The organism is Pseudomonas salicis (genome assembly GCF_057128705.1).
The window spans coordinates 545,236-567,019 of sequence record NZ_JBSKHU010000005.1 but is presented as its reverse complement, the minus strand read 5'-3'; the positions used below and the strand labels follow the sequence as shown (position 1 = coordinate 567,019).

Genomic DNA, 21,784 nt, shown 5'->3' with positions numbered 1-21,784 from the left:
GATCCGCGGGATCCGCGTCTCAGTCAAACGTGGGAATAATGTTGGCTTTGTCGATCAGATCGATCGGCAACAGGTATTCGTGAGTATCCACTTGCACCACGACATCCTGCTCCTCCACCCCGCGGAGAAGGCCTTGAAAGTTACGTCGACCGTCGAAGGGCGAGCGCAGCTTTATCTTCACTTGTTCCCCGGCAAAGGCTGCAAACTGCTCAATCGTGAACAGCGGGCGTTCCATGCCAGGAGAAGAAACTTCGAGCGTATATTCGGAGCTGATCGGATCTTCTACGTCCAGAACACCGCTGATCTGACGGCTGACGATGGCACAATCGTCCACCAGCACGCCGCCCTCTTTATCGATATAAACGCGCAACATTGAGTGACGACCCTGGGCCGAAAACTCGATACCCCAGCATTCATAGCCAAGGGCCACGACCACCGGGGCCAGCAAGGCCTGCAACTGTTCTAGCTTGCTCGACACCTGAACCCCCTCGTGCATGCTGTGCAAATAAAAAATGGGCAAAGCGCCCATCTCATGAAAAACGCCGTTGAACAGCGGCGTAATAAAGTGTCCAGTTAACAAAAAGCCCCTGAAAAGGGGCTCCGCTAAAACTGGTTGCGGGGGCTGGATTTGAACCAACGACCTTCGGGTTATGAGCCCGACGAGCTACCAGACTGCTCCACCCCGCGACAAAGCTGGGGCGGAAGTATACGACCGATCCCGATTTGGGTCAATCCGACACATCCACCTACAAGAAAGCCCGCTACTGCGGGCTGACTTGTTAATTGGTACCGAGAAGGGGACTCGAACCCCTACACCCTATGGGCACAACCACCTCAAGGTTGCGTGTCTACCAATTCCACCACCTCGGCATTACAACTCTTTTTGCAGCCCCAATATCGACTGCGAATCCTGTGTTACTTCTGTTCTGGAGCGGCAGGAACATCAGCTGGAGCAGCGGCTGGTTTCTGTTGCCCTTCCAGGACCGGAACATCATCTGCTGCCGGCTTTTGTTTAACTTCCAACACCGCTGGATCTGGCAAACCTACTTGAGTCAGCTGGTGAGCTTTCTCTTTAGCAAAGTAACCTAACCCCAAGCTGGTTATGAAGAAACAGGCGGCAAGTATAGCAGTAAACTTACTAAGAAAGGTAGAGGAACCTTGGCCTCCGAAGACAGTATTTGATGCACCTGCTCCGAACGACGCGCCAGCGTCCGCACCTTTACCCTGCTGCAGCAATACCAGAGCAACAACGCCCAGCGCACCCAGCAGATGAAGAACGACTACGACTGTTTCCAGCATTTTTTCAGTTTCCCGCGGCGCGAATGATCGCACCGAACTCATCTGCATTCAGGGAAGCGCCTCCAATGAGGCCCCCATCGATATCCGGCATGCTGAACAGCTCGACCGCATTGGCCGCCTTCACGCTGCCGCCATATAGAAGACGCACACCTTGCGCGACTTCAGAATTCTCTTTTGCCAACTGCGCACGAATGGCTGCGTGCACTTCCTGCGCCTGTTCCGGCGAGGCTGTCAGTCCGGTACCAATGGCCCAGACCGGCTCGTAAGCGATGACCGCATTCACGAAAGCATCGATACCCAACTCTTCGATGATGCTGTCGAGCTGCTGCCCGACAACTTCAAGCGTTTTGCCAGCCTGACGCTGCTCAAGTGTTTCACCGATGCACAGCACCGGGGTCAAGCCACTTGCCTGCGCAGCTGCAAACTTGCGGTTCAGGACTTCGTTGCTCTCGCCCATGATCTGGCGACGCTCCGAGTGCCCTACCAGCACCAGCTTGCAACCCGCATCCTGCAACTGAGTCGGTGAAATCTCACCGGTCAGTGCACCCTGACCCGCTTCGTGCGCGCAGTTCTGCGCACCTACAGAAATCGAATGCTCTTCAAAGCACTCGACAACGAAGCTGACGTGCAGACTCGAAGGGAATACCGCAACGTCGACACTGTCAGGAATGGCCATATTGGCCAGACCTTCTACCAGCTCAGCGACGCTGGCGCAGGTACCGTGCATTTTCCAGTTACCAGCTACCATAGGGCGACGCATGCTGTACCTCGTCGGTCAAAGTGGGCGCAGATGTTACCCAACAGTTTCAACACTGGCAAGCCGTAATCAGGCGCAAACTTCAGCAACCAGTTTTGCCAGTTCATCGGCGTAGCCCGCAACCAGCGTTTCGTCCTCGCCTTCGACCATCACACGCACCAAAGGCTCTGTGCCGGACTTGCGTAGCAACACGCGCCCACGCCCACCCATGGCCGCCGTCACGCGCTCACAGGCCTCCTTGACCGCCGGGTGCTCGACTGGATCGACATTCCCACCCTCGAACCGCACGTTGATCAATACCTGAGGGCATTTCCTCACGCCCTGGCGCGATTCTGCGAGGCTTTGCCCGGTGCGCTTGAGCGCCAGCAGCACCTGCAGCGCGGCAATGATCGCATCACCCGTGGTGGTGTGCTGGAAGCAAACGACGTGACCGGAATTCTCGCCACCCACCTGCCAGTTGCGCTCCAGCAGTTCGGCGATGACGTAACGGTCGCCAACATTGGCACGCACAAACGGAATGTTCAGATCCGCGAGGGCAAGTTCAAGCCCCAGGTTGCTCATCAAAGTCCCGACCACGCCACCTTGCAGGCGGCCGCGCTCATGCAGATCGCGGGCAATGATGTAGAGCAGCTCGTCACCATCGACGATCGCACCGGTGTGATCAACCATCAGCACTCGATCACCATCACCGTCGAAGCCGATCCCCAGATCCGCCTTCTCAGCGACAACCGCCGCTTGCAGATTGCCCATATGGGTCGAACCGCAATCATCATTGATGTTCAGGCCGTTCGGCGCCGCCGACAGCACGGTGACCTTCGCGCCCAACTCTCGAAAGACATTGGGCGCCACTTTATAGGTTGCCCCGTGCGCACAGTCGACCACCAATTTCAGACCGGCAAAGTCAGTACTGGTCGGCACACTGCTTTTGCAGAATTCGATGTAACGGCCAGCCGCGTCGTTGATACGCGACACCTTGCCGAGCTTTTCTGACTCAGCCACGGTCATCGGCGTATCGAGCAATTCCTCGATCATCATCTCGATTTCGTCTGGCAGCTTGGTGCCCTGACCCGAGAAAAACTTGATGCCGTTATCGTGATGCGGGTTGTGCGAGGCGCTGATCACTATCCCTGCCTCGGCGTGGAACGTCCGCGTCAGATAGGCGATGGCAGGCGTTGGCATCGGGCCGAGCAGCATCACATCTGCACCCGCGGCTGACAGCCCGGCTTCCAGGGCAGATTCGAACATGTAACCCGAAATACGCGTGTCTTTGCCGACCAGAATCCGGCAAGCGCCCATTTTGCGGAACGCCATGCCAGCTGCCCAACCAAGCCGCAGCATGAAATCGGGAGTGATCGGAAATTGACCGACACGACCGCGAATGCCGTCGGTTCCGAAGTATTTTTTCTGGGTCATGGGGGCTCCAACCTTCTTATTTTGCCGATTCGACAGCGGCAATCATCCGCACCACGTCGACAGTTTCCGCAACATCGTGCACGCGTAAAATTCTTGCACCTTGAATCATGGCCATCGCAGCCAGAGCCAGTGCACCGTAGAGTCGCTGATCAACAGGCTTGTCGAGCACTTTGCCAATCATGCTCTTGCGTGACACACCCACCAGCAGAGGCCGCCCCAGCACATGCAGCGCCTCCATATGTTTGAACAGGCTCAGGTTATGATCGAGATTCTTCGCAAAACCGTAGCCTGGATCGAGAATGATCTTCTCTGCAGGAATACCCGCCGCGACACAGGCGTCCATTCGCTCACCGAGAAAGGCGGTCACCTCACCGATGAGATCGTCGTAACGAGGATCGTCCTGCATGTCCGTTGGCTCGCCGCGCATGTGCATCAGGCACACGGGCAGCCCGGTCGCGGCAGCCGCCTCCAGTGCACCCTCTCGCCGCAACGAGCGCACATCGTTGATGAGCCCCGCGCCCAGCCGAGCCGTCTCAAGGATGACCGTTGGTGTCGAAGTGTCGACCGAGATGACCACATCAAGCTCACGACTGATGGCTTCGACGACCGGTGCGACACGATTCAGCTCTTCGTTGGCAGAAACCGCAGCAGCACCCGGACGTGTGGACTCGCCGCCGACGTCTATAAGTGTCGCACCAGCCGCCACCATAGCCTCCGCATGACGGAGGGCAAGATCGCGCTGAGCGAACCGACCACCGTCAGAGAACGAATCAGGGGTGATATTGAGGATGCCCATGACGTGGGTCCGGGATAAATCAAGAACCCGGTTGCCGCAAGGCAACCGGGTCGGGTACAGCGCAGAAGTCATGTCAGGCCTTAGTGTTCAGCAGCAGGACCACCGATCGGTGTTTCCGGACGCGGACCGACGGGTGCAGTTGGCGTCCCGGAAGTGCCGGTGCCCCCTGTCCAATCGCGCGGTTCGCGAGGCGTGCGACCCGCCATGATGTCATCGATCTGCTCAGCATCGATGGTTTCATACTTCATCAGCGCATCCGCCATCGCATCCAGCTTGTCGCGGTTGTCGGTGAGGATTTGCTTCGCAGTGCCGTAGCACTGGTCAATGATACTGCGCACTTCAGAGTCGATCATCTTAGCGGTTTCACCCGAAAGACTGGAGTTCTGACCGCCACCACCACGACCCAGATAACCGCCATCGTCGTCTTCGGAGTACATCAATGGGCCCATTTTCTCGGACAGGCCCCATTTGGTGACCATGTTCCGGGCAATCTGGCTGGCGCGCATGATGTCGTTCGAAGCACCCGTGGTGACGCCGTCAAAGCCCAACGTCATCTCTTCCGCGATACGACCACCATAGAGCGAGCAGATCTGGCTGATCAACGCACGCTTGGACAGGCTGTAACGGTCCTCTTCAGGAAGGAACATCGTGACGCCCAATGCACGACCACGTGGAATGATCGACACTTTGTAGACCGGATCATGCTCAGGCACGACGCGACCGACGATGGCGTGCCCGGCTTCGTGATAAGCGGTGTTCTGCTTCTCTTTCTCGGACATGACCATCGATTTACGCTCGGCGCCCATCATGATCTTGTCTTTGGCCAGCTCGAACTCTTTCATCTCGACGATGCGCTTGCCCACGCGAGCCGCGAACAGCGAGGCTTCGTTGACGAGGTTGGCAAGGTCTGCACCGGAGAAACCAGGCGTACCACGAGCAATGACGGCAGCATTGACGTCGTCACCCATCGGCACTTTACGCATGTGCACTTTCAGAATCTGTTCACGACCGCGAATGTCTGGCAGACCAACCACGACCTGACGGTCGAAACGGCCCGGGCGCAGCAGCGCAGGGTCGAGTACGTCAGGACGGTTGGTCGCGGCGATCACGATGATGCCGTCATTCATTTCGAAGCCGTCCATCTCTACCAGCAACTGGTTGAGAGTCTGCTCACGCTCATCGTGACCGCCGCCCATGCCAGCGCCGCGATGGCGACCGACGGCGTCGATTTCGTCGATGAAGATGATGCATGGCGCGTGTTTCTTGGCTTGTTCGAACATGTCGCGAACACGGCTTGCACCGACACCCACGAACATTTCAACGAAGTCAGAACCGGAAATGGTGAAGAAAGGAACTTTCGCTTCGCCAGCAATCGCCTTGGCAAGCAGCGTTTTACCGGTACCCGGTGGACCCACCATCAGCACGCCGCGCGGAATACGACCGCCCAGGCGCTGGAATTTGCCCGGATCGCGCAGGAATTCAACCAGCTCGCCGACTTCTTCTTTGGCCTCATCGCAACCCGCGACGTCAGCCAGGGTGGTCTTGACCTGGTCTTCGGAGAGCAGGCGCGCCTTACTCTTGCCGAAGCTCATCGGCCCTCCCTTGCCCCCCGCGCCGCCTTGCATCTGGCGCATGAAGAACATGAAGACAGCAATGATTACGAGAATCGGGAAGCTCGCGACAAGCAGCTGAGTCCAGATGCTCTGCTGCTCAGGCTGCTTGCCTTCGATCACGACATTGTTGTCGACAAGGTCACCGATCAGGCCATTGTCCTGAATCGCCGGACGAATGGTCTTGAAGGTGTCACCGTCGCTGCGCTTGCCCGTGATGACGTAACCGTCAACGGCAACTTTCTCGACCTTGCCATCCTTCACTTGCTGGATGAACTCGGAATAGTTGAGGGTCTGCGGCTCGTTCGGGCTGGAGAAGTTGTTCATCACGGTCACCAGGACCGCAGCGATGATCAACCACAGGATCAAATTCTTTGCCATATCGTTCAATTAGCTACCCTCTGAAGCAAGCTCCACGCAGGAGCGTGCCTCGCATGATATTCACCGGCCTAACTTACTACAGATCCTACAGGTGTGGCAGGCGGCGTCTGTAACCCTTTGTGAAACTTTGACTACAAGATGTTCGTTACGCTTCATGAATAAAGCCATTTGAAAAAAGCTATTGCCTTCACTCAAATTGGCTTGGGGCCTCATAACCGCCCTTGAAACCACGGCCCAGCAGGTACTGTTCACGCGACCGGTCACGGGACGACGAAGGTTTGCGCATCTGCACCTTGTCGAACATTTTCCGAACGTCCTTGTGGTAAGTATCAAAACCTTCGCCCTGGAAGATTTTGATCAAAAAATCGCCACCTGGACGCAGAACCCGACCCGCCAGGTCGAGCGCCAACTCACAAAGGAACATGGCGCGTGGCATATCCACAGCGCTCAATCCACTCATATTGGGGGCCATATCGGAAATCACAAGGTCTACTTCCGTATTACCGATCGCCTCGAGGATTTGTTTGAACACGGCATCCTCAGTGAAATCCCCTTGAATGAAGGTCACGTCGGGGATGCTGTCCATTTCCAGAATGTCGGACGCAATCAAACGACCTTGACCACCAATCAGACGACTGGTCACCTGGGACCAGCCCCCAGGCGCCGCGCCCAGATCGACCACGGTCATGCCGGGACGGATCAGACGGTCCTTTTCCTGGATCTCCAAAAGCTTGTAACTCGCCCGCGAGCGGTAGCCATCCTTCTGCGCCTGCTTGACGAAAGGGTCGTTGAAATGCTCTCTCAGCCAGTTCTGGCTGCTCTTGGAACGCTGCGCCACGGGGCACCTCGATGATGAAAGGGTCGTGATTAACTGGGCGGAGCCACGGCCCCTCGGGTAAAATGCCCGCCAATTTTACAGAATCAGACGAAAAGGGTCAGATTATGCCGCTCAATAACGAGCAGAAGAAACAATACAAATCCATTGGACATGACCTGAAGCCGGTTCTGATGGTCGCCGGCAATGGCCTGAGCGAAGGCGTCCTGGCCGAGCTGGACCGCGCTTTGGTCGATCATGAACTGATCAAGGTTCAGATCAAGCTGGAAGACCGCGACGAGCGTCGCGCCGTGATCGAAGAACTGTGCAAGCAAGGTCGTGCTGAGCTGGTACAGACCATCGGCAAAATGGCGCTGATCTACCGCAAGAACCCGCAGCCTAACAAACAGCTGTCCAACATTCACCGTTACAAGTAATGGCGAAACCCGTCAGGAGGCGCGACCTGCGCGCCTCTGAACGGCACCTGCCTCTGCCGCACGCCACTCGAAGAGAGCAGCATGCGAGCCACGAGTCAGATGTGCTTGACCTCAACGATCTCGTACTCGATCACACCGCTCGGTGTTTTGATCGCAACGACATCGCCTTCTTCTTTGCCAATGATCGCCCGGGCAATCGGCGCACCGACTGAAATCTTGCCCAGTTTGATGTTGGCCTCGTCCTCACCCACGATCTGGTAAGTCACCTGCTCGTCAGTCTCCACGTTGGCAAGCTCCACGGTCGTGCCGAAAATGACCTTGCCAGTATGGGCGATCGTGCTGACATCGATGATCACGGCATTTTGCATGCGACCTTCGATGTCACGGATACGCGCCTCGACCATGCCTTGCTGCTCGCGAGCAGCATGGTATTCGGCGTTTTCTTTCAGGTCACCCAGCTCGCGAGCCGTGCCAATGTCCTGGCTAAGCTTCGGACGGACGACCTTAGTGAGGTGAGCGTGTTCGTCTTCCAGGGCCTTGGCGCCCTGGACGGTCATCGGATATTTAGTAATGCTCATGCCTTCAATCCTGCATGTAGATCCTGCAAGCGACGCACGGTCTTTTCAGGGCCGAACTTCAGCGCTTCACAGATGGCCTCGCCCGCAGCAATGGTGGTGGTGCAGTAGATCTTGTGCTGCAAGGCGTTGCGACGGATGGAATAGGAGTCCGCGATCGACTGACGACCTTCGGTGGTGTTGATGATCAAGGTGACTTCGTCGTTCTTGATCATGTCGACCACGTGAGGACGGCCCTCGGTCACTTTGTTCACGCGGCGCACTTTCAGGCCAGCAGCCTCGATCAAACGCGCAGTGCCAGCGGTTGCAACAACGTCGAAGCCCAGCTCGATCAGACTGCGAGCAACGCCAGCCACCAGAGGCTTGTCGTCGTCACGCACGCTGATGAACGCGGTACCGCCGGTCGGCAACACTTCGCTGGCGCCCATTTGCGCTTTAGCGAACGCTTCGCCGAAGGTGTCACCGACACCCATGACTTCACCCGTGGACTTCATCTCTGGCCCAAGGATCGGGTCAACGCCAGGGAATTTGGCGAATGGGAATACCGCCTCTTTCACACTGTAGAAGTTCGGAATGATTTCCTTGGTGAAGCCCAGTTCTTTCAGGGTTTTGCCGGCCATCACGCGCGCAGCGATCATTGCCAGGGAAACACCGATGCACTTGGACACGAACGGCACAGTACGGGAAGCACGCGGGTTTACTTCGATGACGTAGATGTCTTCGCCCTGCAGCGCCAACTGAACGTTCATCAGGCCGATAACGCCCAGTTCAAGGGCCATTTTCTTGACCTGTTCACGCATCTCGTCCTGGATGTGCGCAGGCAACGAATACGGCGGCAGCGAGCACGCGGAGTCGCCGGAGTGAACGCCGGCCTGCTCGATGTGCTGCATGATTGCGCCGATCACGACGTCAGTGCCGTCGCAGACCGCATCCACGTCCATCTCGATGGCGCAGTTCAGGAAGTGGTCCAACAGCACCGGACTGTCGTTCGACACTTGAACCGCCTCACGCAGATAGCGCTTGAGTTCGTCTTCCTGGTAAACGATTTCCATCGCACGGCCACCCAGTACGTAGGACGGACGAACCACCAGTGGGTAACCGATCTTGGCGGCGGCACGAATCGCTTCGTCTTCGCTGCGCACAGTGGCGTTTGGCGGCTGACGCAGGTTCAGACGCTCAACCATCTGCTGGAAGCGCTCGCGGTCTTCCGCACGGTCAATGGCGTCAGGGCTTGTGCCGATGATCGGTACGCCCGCAGCTTCCAGCGCGCGGGCCAGTTTCAGCGGGGTCTGGCCGCCGTATTGGACGATCACGCCTTTCGGCTTCTCGACGCGGACAATTTCCAGCACGTCTTCCAGGGTCACTGGCTCGAAGTACAGGCGATCGGAGGTGTCGTAGTCGGTCGATACGGTTTCCGGGTTGCAGTTGACCATGATGGTCTCATACCCGTCATCGCGCAGTGCCAGTGCCGCGTGTACACAGCAGTAGTCGAATTCGATCCCTTGGCCGATACGGTTTGGACCGCCGCCCAGGATCATGATCTTGTCGCGCGTCGACGGGTTGGCTTCGCACTCTTCCTCGTACGTGGAGTACATGTACGCGGTGTCGGTCGCGAACTCGGCGGCGCAGGTGTCGACGCGCTTGTAGACCGGGTAGATCTCGAGCTTGTGACGATGAGCGCGCAGGCTCTTCTCGGTCACACCCAACAGTTTGGCCAGACGTGCGTCAGAGAAGCCTTTGCGCTTCAGACGGAACATTACGTCGCGATCGATGGCCGACATGCCCATGGTCTTGACCTTCTCTTCTTCCTTGATCAGATCTTCGATCTGCACTAGGAACCAAGGGTCGATCATGTTCATGCCGAAGATTTGCTCAACGGTCATGCCAGCGCGGAATGCGTCGGCGACGTACCAGATGCGCTCGGCGCCTGGAACGGTCAGTTCGCGCTTGAGGATGCTAGCGCTTTCAGGGTCAGCCAGGTCCAACTTAGGATCGAGGCCGCTGACGCCCACTTCCAGACCGCGCAGGGCTTTCTGCAGGGATTCCTGGAAGGTACGGCCGATGGCCATGACTTCACCGACCGACTTCATCTGAGTGGTCAGGCGCGCATCAGCCTTGGAGAACTTCTCGAAGGCGAAGCGTGGCAGCTTGGTGACGACGTAGTCGATGGACGGCTCGAACGAGGCCGGAGTCTTGCCCCCGGTGATGTCGTTCTGCAGTTCGTCGAGGGTGTAACCCACGGCCAGCTTGGCGGCGACTTTAGCGATCGGGAAACCTGTAGCTTTCGAAGCCAGAGCCGACGAGCGGGAAACCCGCGGGTTCATCTCGATCACGACCATGCGGCCAGTGTCCGGGCAGATACCGAATTGCACGTTGGAACCGCCGGTTTCAACGCCGATCTCGCGCAAGACTGCCAGCGAGGCGTTACGCAGGATCTGGTATTCCTTGTCGGTCAGGGTCTGCGCAGGCGCCACGGTGATCGAGTCACCGGTGTGCACGCCCATCGGGTCGAAGTTTTCGATGGAACAGACGATGATGCAGTTGTCCTTTTTGTCGCGGACAACTTCCATCTCATATTCTTTCCAGCCGATCAGGGATTCGTCGATCAGCAGCTCCTTGGTCGGCGACAGGTCCAGACCACGAGCGCAGATTTCTTCGAACTCTTCACGGTTGTACGCGATACCGCCGCCAGTGCCGCCCATGGTGAAGGACGGACGGATGATGCACGGGAAGCCGAGCTTTTCGAGGACCGCATTGGCCTCTTCCATCGTGTGAGCAATACCGGAACGCGGGCATTCAAGGCCGATGGCTTTCATGGCCTTGTCGAAACGCGACCGGTCTTCTGCCTTGTCGATGGTGTCAGCGTTGGCACCGATCATCTCTACGCCGAACTTCTCCAGAACGCCTTCGCGCTCCAGGTCCAATGCGCAGTTCAGTGCGGTTTGGCCACCCATGGTCGGCAGCAGTGCGTCCGGACGCTCTTTCTCGATGATCTTGGCAACGGTTGCCCATTTGATCGGCTCGATGTAGGTCGCGTCGGCCATGGACGGGTCAGTCATGATGGTGGCCGGGTTGGAGTTCACCAGGATGACGCGGTAACCCTCTTCGCGCAGGGCTTTACAGGCCTGGGCGCCGGAGTAGTCGAATTCACAAGCCTGGCCGATCACGATCGGGCCAGCGCCAAGAATCAGGATGCTTTTAATGTCTGTACGTTTTGGCATGGGTTGTCACTCGAATCCTGTGTCAGTCGGCAAGCCGTCTTGAACATTCTCAGGTGCCGGGCAGGCTGTCGGATTTGATCCGGCCCACCGCAGTCACCTGCTCGCTATGGTCGACAGTCAGCCGCTTAGCGGCGCTTGGCCATGGCAGTGATGAAGCGATCAAACAGCGGCGCGACGTCGTTCGGGCCCGGGCTCGCCTCAGGGTGGCCCTGGAAGCTGAACGCGTCCTTGTCGGTGCGCTCGATGCCTTGCAGGGTGCCGTCAAACAGCGATTTGTGAATCGCTCGGACGTTGCTCGGCAAGGTGGCTTCATCTACCGCAAAACCGTGGTTCTGGCTGGTGATCATGACGACGCCGGTGTCCAAATCCTGAACCGGGTGGTTGGCACCGTGATGGCCATGACCCATCTTGACGGTCTTGGCGCCGGAGGCCAAGGCCAGCAACTGGTGGCCCAGGCAGATGCCGAACACCGGAACCTCGGTCTGCAGCACGTCCTTGATCGCCTGAATCGCATAGTCGCAAGGCTCAGGGTCGCCAGGACCGTTGGACAGGAACACGCCATCCGGATTGAGCGCGAGGACTTCACGGGCCGGGGTTTGCGCAGGCACCACAGTCACGCGGCAGCCGCGCTCGACCAGCATGCGCAGGATGTTGGTCTTGACGCCGTAGTCGTAGGCCACAACGTTGTATGGCAAATCGGCTGCAGCGATCTCTGGATGGCTGTCGGTTTTCAGGCTCCAGACGCTGGAGCGCCATTCGTAGCTTTCCTGGGTGCTGACGACTTTCGCCAGATCCATGCCCTTCAGGCCAGGGAAACCACGAGCCGCTGCGATGGCCGCTTCTTCGGAGATGTTGTCACCGGCCATGATGCAGCCGTTTTGAGCGCCTTTCTCACGCAGGATGCGGGTCAGGCGGCGGGTGTCGATACCGGCGATGGCAACGACGTTGTTGGCCTTCAGATAGTCAGCCAGGGACATCTTGTTACGCCAGTTGCTCGCTACCAGTGGCAGGTCACGAATCACCAGGCCCGCCGACCACACGCGGTCGGATTCGGCGTCTTCCGGTGTAGTGCCGGTGTTGCCGATGTGAGGGTAGGTCAAGGTGACGATTTGCTGGGCATAGGAAGGATCGGTAAGGATTTCCTGATAGCCGGTCATTGCGGTGTTGAACACCACCTCACCAACGGTTTGACCGTCGGCTCCAATGGCTTCGCCGCGAAAAATGCTGCCATCAGCAAGGGCGAGTATGGCTGGCTTAGTCAAGAAGACCTCCCGTAATAAAGCCTGAAAGGGCGATCGCAGGTTGTAAAAAAGCGGAATGACGTTTGGACACGTCACCCCGCTTTTTTCATCGAATTATCTGCGCGCTTTTAGTGGACACACTAAAGCTGTAGCTTACAGAAAAAGTGTTTTTTAATCCACCGCTAAAACGCCTTAAAGGCTGGGGAATGCGACAGGACATCGCGTAGCGGTGTGAAACTGCGGGCAGGATACAGGGAAAACCCCCTTCCTGCCCGCATTGTTGCCGAGATCGGCGCGATCGATCAGCGCAGGTCGAGCACGTCTTGCATGTCGTACAGACCCGGCGCCTTGCCATCGAGCCAGAGCGCTGCACGTACGGCTCCCTTGGCGAACGTCATGCGACTGGAAGCCTTGTGCGTAATCTCCAGTCGTTCACCTTCGGCGGCGAACAGGACGGTGTGATCTCCGACCACATCACCGCCACGCACCGTCGCGAAACCAATGGTCTCGCGCTCACGAACGCCGGTGTGCCCTTCACGACCATAGACCGCGACCTTGTTCAGATCACGCCCCAGCGCATTGGCAACCACCTCGCCCATGCTGACCGCCGTGCCCGATGGCGCATCGACCTTGTTGCGGTGATGCGCTTCGATGATTTCAATGTCGGCGTCGTCACCCATCACCCGCGCAGCCAGGTCGAGCAGCTTGAACGACAGGTTTACACCCACGCTGAAATTGGAGGCGAAGACGATCGGAATCTCTTGGCTCGCCTCGCTCAGCACGTGTTTCTGCTCAGCGTTCAATCCCGTGGTGCCGATCACCATGGCCTTGCCAGCCTTGCGACAAAACGCCAGATTTTTCAGCATGACGTCTGGCAGGGTGAAGTCGATCAGGACGTCAAACTCGTCCGCGACCTGCTCCAGATTACCCGTCAGTTGCACGCCGATTCTCCCCAACGAAGCCAGCTCACCAGCATCAGCACCGATCATGGTACTGCCCGGACGAACGATGGCCGCCGTCAGCCCAGTGAGCGGTGCGCGCTCCTGAACGGCCTCGACCAGATGCCTGCCCATGCGCCCGGCAGCACCCATCACAGCAATACGTCGCATGCCCTGCTCCTTAGAGATCGCCGAAGAAACGCTTCACGCCTTCGAACCAGCCACTGGCTTTCGGTGAGTGAGAGCTGTCACCCTCCAGCGACGCACGGAATTCTTCGAGCAGTTCACGCTGACGACGACCCAGGTTGACCGGGGTTTCCACCGCAACGCGGCACATCAAATCGCCTGCACCACCGCCACGCACCGGCGCGACGCCTTTGCCACGCAGACGGAATTGCTTGCCGGTCTGGGTGCCTTCCGGAATCTTCAATTTGACGCGACCGTCCAGCGTCGGCACTTCCAGCTCGCCGCCCAATGCCGCGTCGGTGAAGCTGATCGGCACTTCGCAATACAGGTGCTTGCCGTCGCGCTGGAAAATCGCGTGCTCGCGCACGTTGATCACAACGTAGAGGTCACCCGTAGGCCCACCCTGAACACCCGCCTCGCCTTCGCCCGACAGACGAATACGGTCGCCAGTATCGACGCCTGCTGGCACCTTGACCGACAGCGTCTTGTATTCTTCGACACGGCCTTCGCCGTGGCAGGAGTCGCAAGGGTCGGAGATGATCTTGCCGTTGCCGTGGCAACGCGGGCAGGTCTGTTGAACAGAGAAGAAGCCCTGCTGCATACGTACCTGGCCGATGCCGCCACAAGTTGGGCACGTGACAGGCGAGGAGCCTTTTTTCGCGCCGCTGCCATCACACGGTTTGCAATTGACCAAAGTCGGCACGCGAATGCTGACGGTGGTGCCACGCACGGCTTCTTCGAGATTCAGTTCGAGGGTGTAACGCAGGTCACTGCCACGCTGGGCACCGCCACGACCACCGCCCGCACGGCCACCACCGAAGAAGTCGCTGAACACATCGCCGAAAATGTCGGAGAAGTTCGCGCCGCCGCCACCGAAACCGCCGCCACCCATCCCCTGATCGACACCGGCATGGCCGTATTGGTCATAGGCCGCGCGTTTGCTGGCGTCGGACAGCACTTCGTAAGCCTCGTTGGCTTCCTTGAAAGAATCTTCCGAGGCTTTGTCGCCCGGATTGCGGTCGGGGTGATACTTCATCGCGAGACGACGGTACGCCTTTTTCAGGTCCGCCTCGCTGGAGCCGCGCTCCACCCCCAATACTTCGTAATAGTCACGCTTTGACATAAGTTTTCTGCACTCTTGAGGACGTCCGACATAACCCTCCTGAGTTTGCCGAACTCGTTGAGCCCCTTTCAGGCCCGGACCCAACTCACGTCAATTCAACGATCCTGGTCTTGGTTCAACGGCCTTCGATCGACCGAGTAAAGCGGCAGAACAAGCCGGTTTGCAGGAGCATCCGGCTTTGCCACGGGGCCCGTGAATCGAAGTGCACAAGCCCTGAAATTTCGGGTGTTCCAGACACGCCAACGCGGGAGCAAGCTCCCGCGCGGCGACATCCTACCAGCGACCACTCAAGAGCGGTCAACCGATGATCAAGTGAGCTGACGTCTTTTTATGACGGCTCACCTCAATCATCACTTCTGGTCTTTGACTTCTTCGAACTCGGCATCGACCACGTCGTCAGCCTTGTGCTCTTCCTGGGCCGCCTGCGCGCCAGCTTCCGGCTTTTCAGCCTGCTCGGCGTACATTTTCTGCGCCACTGGAGCGGAGACTTTCGACAGCTCTTCGACCTTGGCGTCGATGGCAGCCTTGTCGTCGCCTTTGACAGCAGCTTCCAGGGCAACCACAGCAGCTTCGATCGCGGTCTTCTCTTCTTCAGTGACCTTGTCACCTGCGTCAGCGACCATCTTGCGAGTCGAGTGAACCAGTGCATCACCCTGGTTGCGGGCCGCGGCCAGCTCTTCGAACTTCTTGTCCGCTTCCGAGTTCGCTTCAGCGTCGCGGATCATCTGCTGGATTTCTTCATCCGACAGACCCGAGTTGGCCTTGATCACGATCGACTGAGTCTTGCCAGTGGCCTTGTCTTTGGCGCCGACATGCAGGATGCCGTTGGCGTCGATGTCGAAGGTCACTTCGATCTGAGGCACGCCACGTGGCGCTGGTGGAATCTCGGCCAGGTCGAACTTGCCCAGGGACTTGTTCGATGCAGCCTGCTTGCGCTCACCTTGCAGCACGTGAATGGTCACGGCGCTCTGGTTGTCGTCGGCAGTCGAGAACACTTGCGATTTCTTGGTAGGAATCGTGGTGTTTTTCTCGATCAGCGCAGTCATCACGCCACCCATGGTTTCGATACCCAGGGTCAGCGGGCTGACGTCCAGCAGCAGAACGTCTTTCACGTCGCCGGCCAGTACCGCACCTTGAATCGCAGCACCCATGGCAACGGCTTCGTCAGGGTTGACGTCCTTACGAGCTTCTTTACCGAAGAACTCGGTCACTTTCTGCTGAACCAGCGGCATACGGGTCTGACCGCCGACCAGGATCACGTCGTTGATCGCACCGATGTCGATACCGGAGTCTTTCAACGCGATGCGGCAAGGCTCAATGGTGCGGGCAACCAGGTCTTCAACCAGCGATTCCAGCTTGGCGCGGGAGATCTTCACGTTCAGGTGCTTCGGACCTGTCGCGTCTGCAGTGATGTACGGCAGGTTGACGTCGGTGGACTGGCTGGAAGACAGCTCGATCTTGGCCTTCTCGGCAGCTTCTTTCAGACGCTGCATCGCCAGCGGGTCACCTTTGAGGTTCATGCCGCTTTCTTTCTTGAATTCGTCAACGAGGTAGTCGATCAGACGAATGTCGAAGTCCTCACCACCCAGGAAGGTGTCGCCGTTGGTGGCCAACACTTCAAACTGGTGCTCGCCGTCGACTTCAGCGATCTCGATGACCGACACGTCAAAGGTACCGCCACCCAGGTCATAAACGATGACAGTGTGGTCGCCCTTGGCTTTGTCCATACCGTACGCCAGAGCAGCGGCGGTCGGTTCGTTGATGATGCGTTTTACGTCCAGGCCCGCGATGCGGCCGGCGTCTTTGGTCGCCTGGCGCTGGCTGTCGTTGAAGTAGGCCGGAACGGTGATGACCGCTTCGGTGACGGACTCGCCGAGGTAGTCTTCAGCGGTCTTTTTCATCTTCTTCAGGATTTCAGCGGAAATCTGAGGAGGCGACATCTTCTTGTCGTTGACCGAAACCCACGCGTCGCCGTTGTCAGCCTTGGCGATCTTGTAGGGAACCATGCCGATGTCTTTCTGAACGACTTCTTCGTCGAACTTGCGACCGATCAGACGCTTTACCGCGTACAGGGTGTTGTGCGGGTTGGTGACCGCCTGACGCTTGGCCGACTGGCCGACCAGCGTTTCGCCGTCATTGGCGTACGCGATGATCGAAGGGGTGGTACGCGCGCCTTCAGCGTTTTCGATAACCTTGGCGACGCCGTTTTCCAGAACCGAGACGCAGGAGTTGGTGGTCCCCAGGTCGATGCCGATAATCTTGCCCATGTTTGACTCTCCCGAAACTTGAATTTGGTTGCCGCAACTGCGTTTACAAATTGCGGTAATTCTTTAAACCATGGCCCTTAGATGGGGCCCACTCAGCTGATTTCAAGCCTGCTCGTCAATTGACGGTGCAACAGGCGACGGCGCTTTGCTGACCACGACCATGGCCGGGCGCAGCAGGCGACCGTTGAGCTGATAACCTTTCTGAAACACTTTGAGCACGCTGTTCGGCTCGACGTCCGCGCTTTCCTGCATCGCCATCGCCTGATGATGCTCGGCGTTGAACGGCTGGCCGTGCGGATCGATGGCTTCCAGCTGGTAGCGCTTGAGGGTGTCGCCGAACATTTTCAGCGTCAGCTCGATGCCTTCACGCATTGGACGAATGTTTTCGTCGTCCGGGTTGGACAGGTCCAGGCCACGCTCCAGGCTGTCGACGATCGGCAGCAAATCGGTGGCGAATTTCTCCAGCGCGAATTTGTGGGCTTTCTCGACGTCTTGCTCTGCACGACGGCGGACGTTTTGCAGATCCGCAGCGACACGCAGAGACTGGTCCTTCGCCGTGGCCAGTTGCTCTTCCAGCACTTGCACGCGGGTTGCCAAATCTTCGCCGGAGTGCGCTGCGTCGGCAGCTTGATCCTGAGCCTGCATATCCGGGTTCTGTTCGTCAGCCATAGTTCTCTCCTCCAATAACGGCCGTGAGCCTAACTCACGCTTCTGCCCGGCTATATGGGGCCAGAATTTTCGGCTTCAAGGGCTTTGAGCGAAGGAGAAGGTGAATAACCCTACAAATCTTCCGACATGACTCGCATCGCGTTTCAACCTGTCAAATCAGCGCATCGGTGCTAAAAATTCCGGAAGACCTGCGAAATCGAGCTAAGACCGGGCATTGTCAGCCCAAAGTAAAACACTGTATAAATAACCAGACAAATCGCTTGGGAGCCGCCCTTATGCTGGTGCACCTGTCCATACATAACTACGCCATCGTGGAACACCTCGACCTCGAACTGGATCGCGGGATGAGCGTGATCACCGGGGAAACCGGTGCCGGCAAGTCGATCATGCTCGACGCACTGGGCCTGACGCTCGGGGATCGTGCCGACAGCGGCGTAGTAAGACCGGGCGCTGATAAGGCCGACATTTTGGCCACGTTCGACGTTTCCGATATTCCGGAAGCCCGCGTCTGGCTGTCCGAGCGTGATCTGGAAACCGATGGGCCGTGTATTTTGCGCCGGGTCATCACCGCTGAAGGCCGCTCACGCTCCTATATAAACGGCACGCCCTGCCCTCAAGGCGACCTCAAGGCGCTGGGCGAATTGCTCATCGATATCCACAGCCAGCATGAACATCAATCGCTGCTGAAAACTGATACGCACCGTCGGCTGCTGGACGAATACGCGGGCGCTACCGATCTGGCGCGGCAGGTTCAGCTTGCGGCACAGCGTTGGCGCCAAACGCGTCATGAGCTGGAACGCCTTGCCAATTCCGGCGATGAACAGCGCGCCAAGCACCAGCTACTGAGTTATCAGCTCGAAGAGCTTGAAGGCTTGAGCCTGGGCGAGAACGAGCTGGAACAGCTGGAACAGGAACACACGACCCTGACCAACGCCGAAAGCTTGCTGGGCATTTGTCGTCAGGTGGTCGAGCTGTGCAGCGAAAGTGATTCGGGCAACGCACTGAATGCCCTGACCGCCAGCCTGAATCGATTGACCAGCGTGAACAACTCCCCTGATGCGCTGAACGAGGCGACCAACCTACTCTCCAGCGCGCAGATTCAGGTCGAAGAAGCGGTAGGCGAAATCAATCGTTTTCTCGATCGTTTCGAAGCCGATCCGGCACGCCTGCAACAGATTGAAGAACGTCTGGACACGATCTACACGCTGGCCAGGAAACACCGCGTGCAACCCACCGAGGTGCCTGCGCTGCATCAAAAGCTGCTGGATGAGATCGAAACGCTTAACGCCAATGACGAGGCAATTGAGCGACTCGAACATGAACTCGGTTCGTACGCCCGCCATTACCAGGAGAAAGCGCGCGAGCTGAGCGACCTGCGTCATCGCGCAGCGCCTGAACTCGCCCATGCGGTCGAGCATGAGATTCAACGCCTGGGCATGCCGGGTGGCCGCTTCAACATCGAACTCAAGACCAATGCCGACAAAGAGCTGTCACCTAACGGTCTGGAGCAAGTGGAATTGCTGGTCAGCGCAAACCCCGGCCAGCCCCTCAAGGCGTTGGCGAAGGTCGCGTCGGGTGGCGAGCTGTCGCGGATCAGCCTGGCGATTCAGGTCATCACGGCTCAAACCTCTAGGGTGCCGACGCTGGTGTTCGACGAAGTCGATGTGGGTATCGGTGGCCCTACGGCCGAGATAGTCGGGCAACTGCTGCGTCGCTTGGGTGAGCGCGGGCAGGTCATGACCGTGACGCACTTGCCGCAAGTGGCGGCGCAGGGGCATCAGCACCTGTTCGTGCACAAGGTTCGCGATGAAGCGGTCACGCGCACGGCGGTTTCCAAGCTCAGCAAGAACGAGCGGGTGGAAGAAGTCGCGAGGATGCTGGGCGGGATCGACCTGACGAAAGAGTCGTTGGCCCATGCGAAGAAAATGGTGGTCGCGTCGAAGTCTTGATATAGACGGCACGATTTCCTGCCGGTGAGAGGCCTCTGTTGGCAATGCAATCCTTATGGGAGCGAATTCATTCGCGATTGGCCTGTACAGCCGACAGATTTCTATCGGCTGTTCCACCGCATCGCGAATGAATTCGCTCCCACAGGGGACCAGCACGAAGCCGTGTTTACTATCGGCACCGAACCCGAAAACAACAAAGGCGACCCTAAGGTCGCCTTTGTCTTTGTATCCGAAAAAAACTTACGCTTTTTTCTTGCGTACGTAGAGCACCAGATTGTGATCCACCAGCTCGAAGCCGTGTTTCACCACAATGGCTTTTTGCAGCTTCTCGATTTCTTCGTCGAAGAATTCGATCACCTCGCCAGATTCCACGTTGACCATGTGGTCGTGGTGGCCTCCGTCGGCCAGTTCGAACACGGCGTGACCGCCGTCGAAGTTGTGGCGAACCACCAATCCGGCTGCTTCGAACTGAGTCAAAACACGGTAAACCGTCGCCAGACCGACGTCTTCGTTGGCCTCCATCAGTGCCTTGTAGACGTCCTCCGCGCTCATGTGGCGCTGCTCTGCAGAATCGAGCATTTGAAGGATTTTGACCCGTGGCAGAGTCACTTTAAGTCCAGCTTTGCGTAGTTCGCTATTTTCAACCATGGTCAGCTTTCTCGCAGACGCTGCTTCGCAGCTTCTCTTAATGCAGGTATGATCGGGGTTTACGTTGTCCCAGCCAAGATAGTGGAAGTCGCCCACCGATGCAAAACACCAAGCTCTTGCTAACCAGTTTCACCTTCGTGGGACTGCTCGCACTCGCCGGTTGTTCATTCCCCGGGGTTTATAAAATCGACATCCAACAGGGCAATGTCGTCACGCAAGACATGATAGACCAGTTGCGCCCCGGAATGACCCGACGGCAAGTACGGTTTATCATGGGCAACCCCTTGTTGACCGACACCTTCCACCCTGATCGCTGGGACTATCTGTACAGCTTGCAGCCCGGTGGCGGTGAACGCCAACAGGAGCGCATCAGCCTGATCTTCAACGGTAATGATCAACTGGCGAGCCTTTCCGGCGACTTCAAGCCAGGCGTGTCTCGCGACGAAGCGATCCTCGGAAAGCCGAGCGACACCAACGTCACCCCCGAAAACACGGGCGATCAGCCGAAGAAAGAAGAGCCGCCGAAGCCTGGCTCCCTGCTGGAACAGATCCAGAACGACGTCGACAAGGTCGAGACCGTGCCCGTCCCGACTCAGGAACCGCTGGACACCAATCCACGCTGATCCTCACCGCCGGACTCAAAACGGCGGTACAAAAAAGCCCGGCAATGCCGGGCTTTTTTACGTCTGACGAATCGGGGCGATGCAAAACTTAAATCGATTTCTGCTCTTTTTTCGCCTTCGCCGCCTTCTCGGCACGTAAACGACGCACATCTTTTGGGTCAGCGAGCAAAGGACGGTAGATCTCGACCCGATCACCCTCCTCCAGCTGTCGCGTTTGAGGATCGCTGACCACCTTGCCGAAAAGGCCCATCGGGCAGTGGGTCACGTCCAGCCCGACGAACTGCTCGGCAATCCCCGACGCCTCGACCGCTCCGAACACTGTCGTCCCCGCAGGCACCTCAAGAGCGATCAGCGCCTGACGTTCGGCAGTGGCATACACCACTTCGACGCGAATCATTGGCTCAGCCATACAACTCTTTGGCGCGTTGGCAAAACGCATCGACCAGCGTGTTCGCCGCCTGATTGAACAGAGGGCCAAGCGTCGCGCGCACGATGGAACCGGAGTAATCGAAGGACAGGTCGAGGCTGATCTTGCAGGCCTTCTCATTGAGGGCCTTGAAGGTCCAGACGCCATGCAATTGACTGAACGGCCCTTCTTCAAGGTTCATCTCGATGCCCTGCCCCGGCGTCAACGTATTGCGCGTCACGAAATGCTGGCTCAAGCCACCCTTGGCGACTTCAACCCGCGCGCGCATGGCCGTGTCGCTCTGCTCAAGCACCGTGGCGCCGGAACACCATGGCAGGAACTCCGAATAGCGAGCCACATCGTTGACCAGGTCGTACAGCGCCTGTGCGGGATAGGGCAACAGGGCCGAACGTTGAATATGCGTAGTCATG

Annotated in this window: 20 protein-coding genes and 2 tRNA genes; 3 read left to right on the top strand and 19 right to left on the bottom strand. The window is 58.0% G+C overall.

The genetic code is table 11. The features are described 5' to 3' along the window. Positions 1-19: 19 nt before the first annotated feature. The 9 genes from rimP to rlmE form a co-directional block, all read right to left on the bottom strand. Positions 20-478, bottom strand: coding sequence for a ribosome maturation factor RimP (rimP, locus tag ACWKWE_RS20950; RefSeq protein ID WP_166597135.1), 459 nt, complete (start codon positions 476-478; stop codon positions 20-22). Positions 479-610: 132 nt separating this feature from the next. After that, a tRNA-Met gene (locus ACWKWE_RS20945) sits at positions 611-687 on the bottom strand. A 97-nt stretch (positions 688-784) separates the two neighbouring features. Further along, positions 785-870, bottom strand: a tRNA-Leu gene (locus ACWKWE_RS20940). A gap of 45 nt (positions 871-915) precedes the next feature. Then, complete coding sequence (gene secG, locus ACWKWE_RS20935) at positions 916-1,299, bottom strand: preprotein translocase subunit SecG (protein WP_166597059.1); 384 nt, start codon at positions 1,297-1,299, stop codon at positions 916-918. 4 nt (positions 1,300-1,303) lie between these two features. Beyond that, positions 1,304-2,059: a triose-phosphate isomerase gene (gene tpiA, locus ACWKWE_RS20930; protein ID WP_166597060.1), complete on the bottom strand. Its 756-nt coding sequence runs from the start codon at positions 2,057-2,059 to the stop codon at positions 1,304-1,306. 66 nt (positions 2,060-2,125) lie between these two features. Further along, positions 2,126-3,469, bottom strand: a complete 1,344-nt coding sequence (gene glmM, locus ACWKWE_RS20925; protein WP_483851574.1) for a phosphoglucosamine mutase — start codon at positions 3,467-3,469, stop codon at positions 2,126-2,128. 16 nt (positions 3,470-3,485) lie between these two features. Then, on the bottom strand, positions 3,486-4,337 hold the full coding sequence (folP, locus tag ACWKWE_RS20920) for a dihydropteroate synthase (protein WP_483851573.1): 852 nt from the start codon (positions 4,335-4,337) through the stop codon (positions 3,486-3,488). Positions 4,338-4,345: 8 nt separating this feature from the next. Continuing rightward, on the bottom strand, positions 4,346-6,256 hold the full coding sequence (gene ftsH, locus ACWKWE_RS20915; protein ID WP_166597063.1) for an ATP-dependent zinc metalloprotease FtsH: 1,911 nt from the start codon (positions 6,254-6,256) through the stop codon (positions 4,346-4,348). A gap of 187 nt (positions 6,257-6,443) precedes the next feature. Then, entirely contained in the window at positions 6,444-7,094 is a 651-nt protein-coding gene (gene rlmE, locus ACWKWE_RS20910; protein ID WP_166597064.1) for a 23S rRNA (uridine(2552)-2'-O)-methyltransferase RlmE, read from the bottom strand. Positions 7,095-7,198: 104 nt separating this feature from the next. Here rlmE and yhbY point away from each other — a divergent pair, with 104 nt between their 5' ends. Continuing rightward, entirely contained in the window at positions 7,199-7,507 is a 309-nt protein-coding gene (gene yhbY / locus ACWKWE_RS20905; RefSeq protein ID WP_093465544.1) for a ribosome assembly RNA-binding protein YhbY, read from the top strand. A 95-nt stretch (positions 7,508-7,602) separates the two neighbouring features. Here yhbY and greA read toward each other — a convergent pair whose 3' ends face one another. From greA to grpE, 7 genes are all read right to left on the bottom strand, one after another. Further along, positions 7,603-8,079: a transcription elongation factor GreA gene (gene greA, locus ACWKWE_RS20900; RefSeq protein WP_166597136.1), complete on the bottom strand. Its 477-nt coding sequence runs from the start codon at positions 8,077-8,079 to the stop codon at positions 7,603-7,605. Between the two features lie 2 nt (positions 8,080-8,081). Then, on the bottom strand, positions 8,082-11,303 hold the full coding sequence (carB, locus tag ACWKWE_RS20895; protein WP_483851572.1) for a carbamoyl-phosphate synthase large subunit: 3,222 nt from the start codon (positions 11,301-11,303) through the stop codon (positions 8,082-8,084). A gap of 125 nt (positions 11,304-11,428) precedes the next feature. Beyond that, positions 11,429-12,565: a glutamine-hydrolyzing carbamoyl-phosphate synthase small subunit gene (gene carA / locus ACWKWE_RS20890; protein WP_483851571.1), complete on the bottom strand. Its 1,137-nt coding sequence runs from the start codon at positions 12,563-12,565 to the stop codon at positions 11,429-11,431. Positions 12,566-12,846: 281 nt separating this feature from the next. Continuing rightward, entirely contained in the window at positions 12,847-13,653 is an 807-nt protein-coding gene (gene dapB, locus ACWKWE_RS20885) for a 4-hydroxy-tetrahydrodipicolinate reductase (RefSeq protein WP_341959974.1), read from the bottom strand. A gap of 10 nt (positions 13,654-13,663) precedes the next feature. Then, complete coding sequence (gene dnaJ, locus ACWKWE_RS20880; RefSeq protein WP_166597068.1) at positions 13,664-14,791, bottom strand: molecular chaperone DnaJ; 1,128 nt, start codon at positions 14,789-14,791, stop codon at positions 13,664-13,666. Positions 14,792-15,141: 350 nt separating this feature from the next. Next, positions 15,142-17,058 carry a molecular chaperone DnaK gene (gene dnaK, locus ACWKWE_RS20875; RefSeq protein WP_166597069.1) on the bottom strand — a complete coding sequence of 639 codons (1,917 nt, stop codon included), beginning with the start codon at positions 17,056-17,058 and terminating at the stop codon, positions 15,142-15,144. A gap of 102 nt (positions 17,059-17,160) precedes the next feature. After that, positions 17,161-17,727 (bottom strand): nucleotide exchange factor GrpE, encoded by a 567-nt coding sequence (grpE, locus tag ACWKWE_RS20870; RefSeq protein WP_166597070.1) that lies wholly within the window; start codon positions 17,725-17,727, stop codon positions 17,161-17,163. Between the two features lie 275 nt (positions 17,728-18,002). Between grpE and recN the strand changes: the two genes are divergently transcribed. Continuing rightward, positions 18,003-19,676: a DNA repair protein RecN gene (gene recN / locus ACWKWE_RS20865; RefSeq protein ID WP_341959975.1), complete on the top strand. Its 1,674-nt coding sequence runs from the start codon at positions 18,003-18,005 to the stop codon at positions 19,674-19,676. A 240-nt stretch (positions 19,677-19,916) separates the two neighbouring features. Here the strand turns inward: recN and fur are convergent, their stop codons facing one another. Then, positions 19,917-20,324 carry a ferric iron uptake transcriptional regulator gene (gene fur, locus ACWKWE_RS20860; protein ID WP_110951407.1) on the bottom strand — a complete coding sequence of 136 codons (408 nt, stop codon included), beginning with the start codon at positions 20,322-20,324 and terminating at the stop codon, positions 19,917-19,919. A gap of 98 nt (positions 20,325-20,422) precedes the next feature. On the opposite strand from fur, the gene ACWKWE_RS20855 reads away from it, so the two are divergent. Continuing rightward, complete coding sequence (locus ACWKWE_RS20855; RefSeq protein WP_166597072.1) at positions 20,423-20,947, top strand: outer membrane protein assembly factor BamE; 525 nt, start codon at positions 20,423-20,425, stop codon at positions 20,945-20,947. An 88-nt stretch (positions 20,948-21,035) separates the two neighbouring features. Here ACWKWE_RS20855 and ACWKWE_RS20850 read toward each other — a convergent pair whose 3' ends face one another. Next, positions 21,036-21,356: an RnfH family protein gene (locus tag ACWKWE_RS20850; protein WP_483851570.1), complete on the bottom strand. Its 321-nt coding sequence runs from the start codon at positions 21,354-21,356 to the stop codon at positions 21,036-21,038. Further along, positions 21,349-21,783, bottom strand: a complete 435-nt coding sequence (locus ACWKWE_RS20845) for a type II toxin-antitoxin system RatA family toxin (protein ID WP_166597074.1) — start codon at positions 21,781-21,783, stop codon at positions 21,349-21,351. The genes ACWKWE_RS20850 and ACWKWE_RS20845 overlap by 8 nt, the downstream gene beginning before the upstream one ends. Position 21,784 lies beyond the last annotated feature (1 nt).

What these genes read in the sequence shown, in the direction of transcription:
- ftsH (WP_166597063.1), bottom strand. Translation starts at nt 6,256, where the DNA reads ATGGCAAAGAATTTGATCCTGTGGTTGATCATCGCTGCGGTCCTGGTG.
- folP (WP_483851573.1), bottom strand. Translation starts at nt 4,337, where the DNA reads ATGACTTCTGCGCTGTACCCGACCCGGTTGCCTTGCGGCAACCGGGTT.
- ACWKWE_RS20845 (WP_166597074.1), bottom strand. Translation starts at nt 21,783, where the DNA reads ATGACTACGCATATTCAACGTTCGGCCCTGTTGCCCTATCCCGCACAG.
- ACWKWE_RS20855 (WP_166597072.1), top strand. Translation starts at nt 20,423, where the DNA reads ATGCAAAACACCAAGCTCTTGCTAACCAGTTTCACCTTCGTGGGACTG.
- carB (WP_483851572.1), bottom strand. Translation starts at nt 11,303, where the DNA reads ATGCCAAAACGTACAGACATTAAAAGCATCCTGATTCTTGGCGCTGGC.
- fur (WP_110951407.1), bottom strand. Translation starts at nt 20,324, where the DNA reads ATGGTTGAAAATAGCGAACTACGCAAAGCTGGACTTAAAGTGACTCTG.
- dnaK (WP_166597069.1), bottom strand. Translation starts at nt 17,058, where the DNA reads ATGGGCAAGATTATCGGCATCGACCTGGGGACCACCAACTCCTGCGTC.
- recN (WP_341959975.1), top strand. Translation starts at nt 18,003, where the DNA reads ATGCTGGTGCACCTGTCCATACATAACTACGCCATCGTGGAACACCTC.
- yhbY (WP_093465544.1), top strand. Translation starts at nt 7,199, where the DNA reads ATGCCGCTCAATAACGAGCAGAAGAAACAATACAAATCCATTGGACAT.
- glmM (WP_483851574.1), bottom strand. Translation starts at nt 3,469, where the DNA reads ATGACCCAGAAAAAATACTTCGGAACCGACGGCATTCGCGGTCGTGTC.
- ACWKWE_RS20850 (WP_483851570.1), bottom strand. Translation starts at nt 21,356, where the DNA reads ATGGCTGAGCCAATGATTCGCGTCGAAGTGGTGTATGCCACTGCCGAA.
- tpiA (WP_166597060.1), bottom strand. Translation starts at nt 2,059, where the DNA reads ATGCGTCGCCCTATGGTAGCTGGTAACTGGAAAATGCACGGTACCTGC.
- dnaJ (WP_166597068.1), bottom strand. Translation starts at nt 14,791, where the DNA reads ATGTCAAAGCGTGACTATTACGAAGTATTGGGGGTGGAGCGCGGCTCC.
- grpE (WP_166597070.1), bottom strand. Translation starts at nt 17,727, where the DNA reads ATGGCTGACGAACAGAACCCGGATATGCAGGCTCAGGATCAAGCTGCC.
- secG (WP_166597059.1), bottom strand. Translation starts at nt 1,299, where the DNA reads ATGCTGGAAACAGTCGTAGTCGTTCTTCATCTGCTGGGTGCGCTGGGC.
- dapB (WP_341959974.1), bottom strand. Translation starts at nt 13,653, where the DNA reads ATGCGACGTATTGCTGTGATGGGTGCTGCCGGGCGCATGGGCAGGCAT.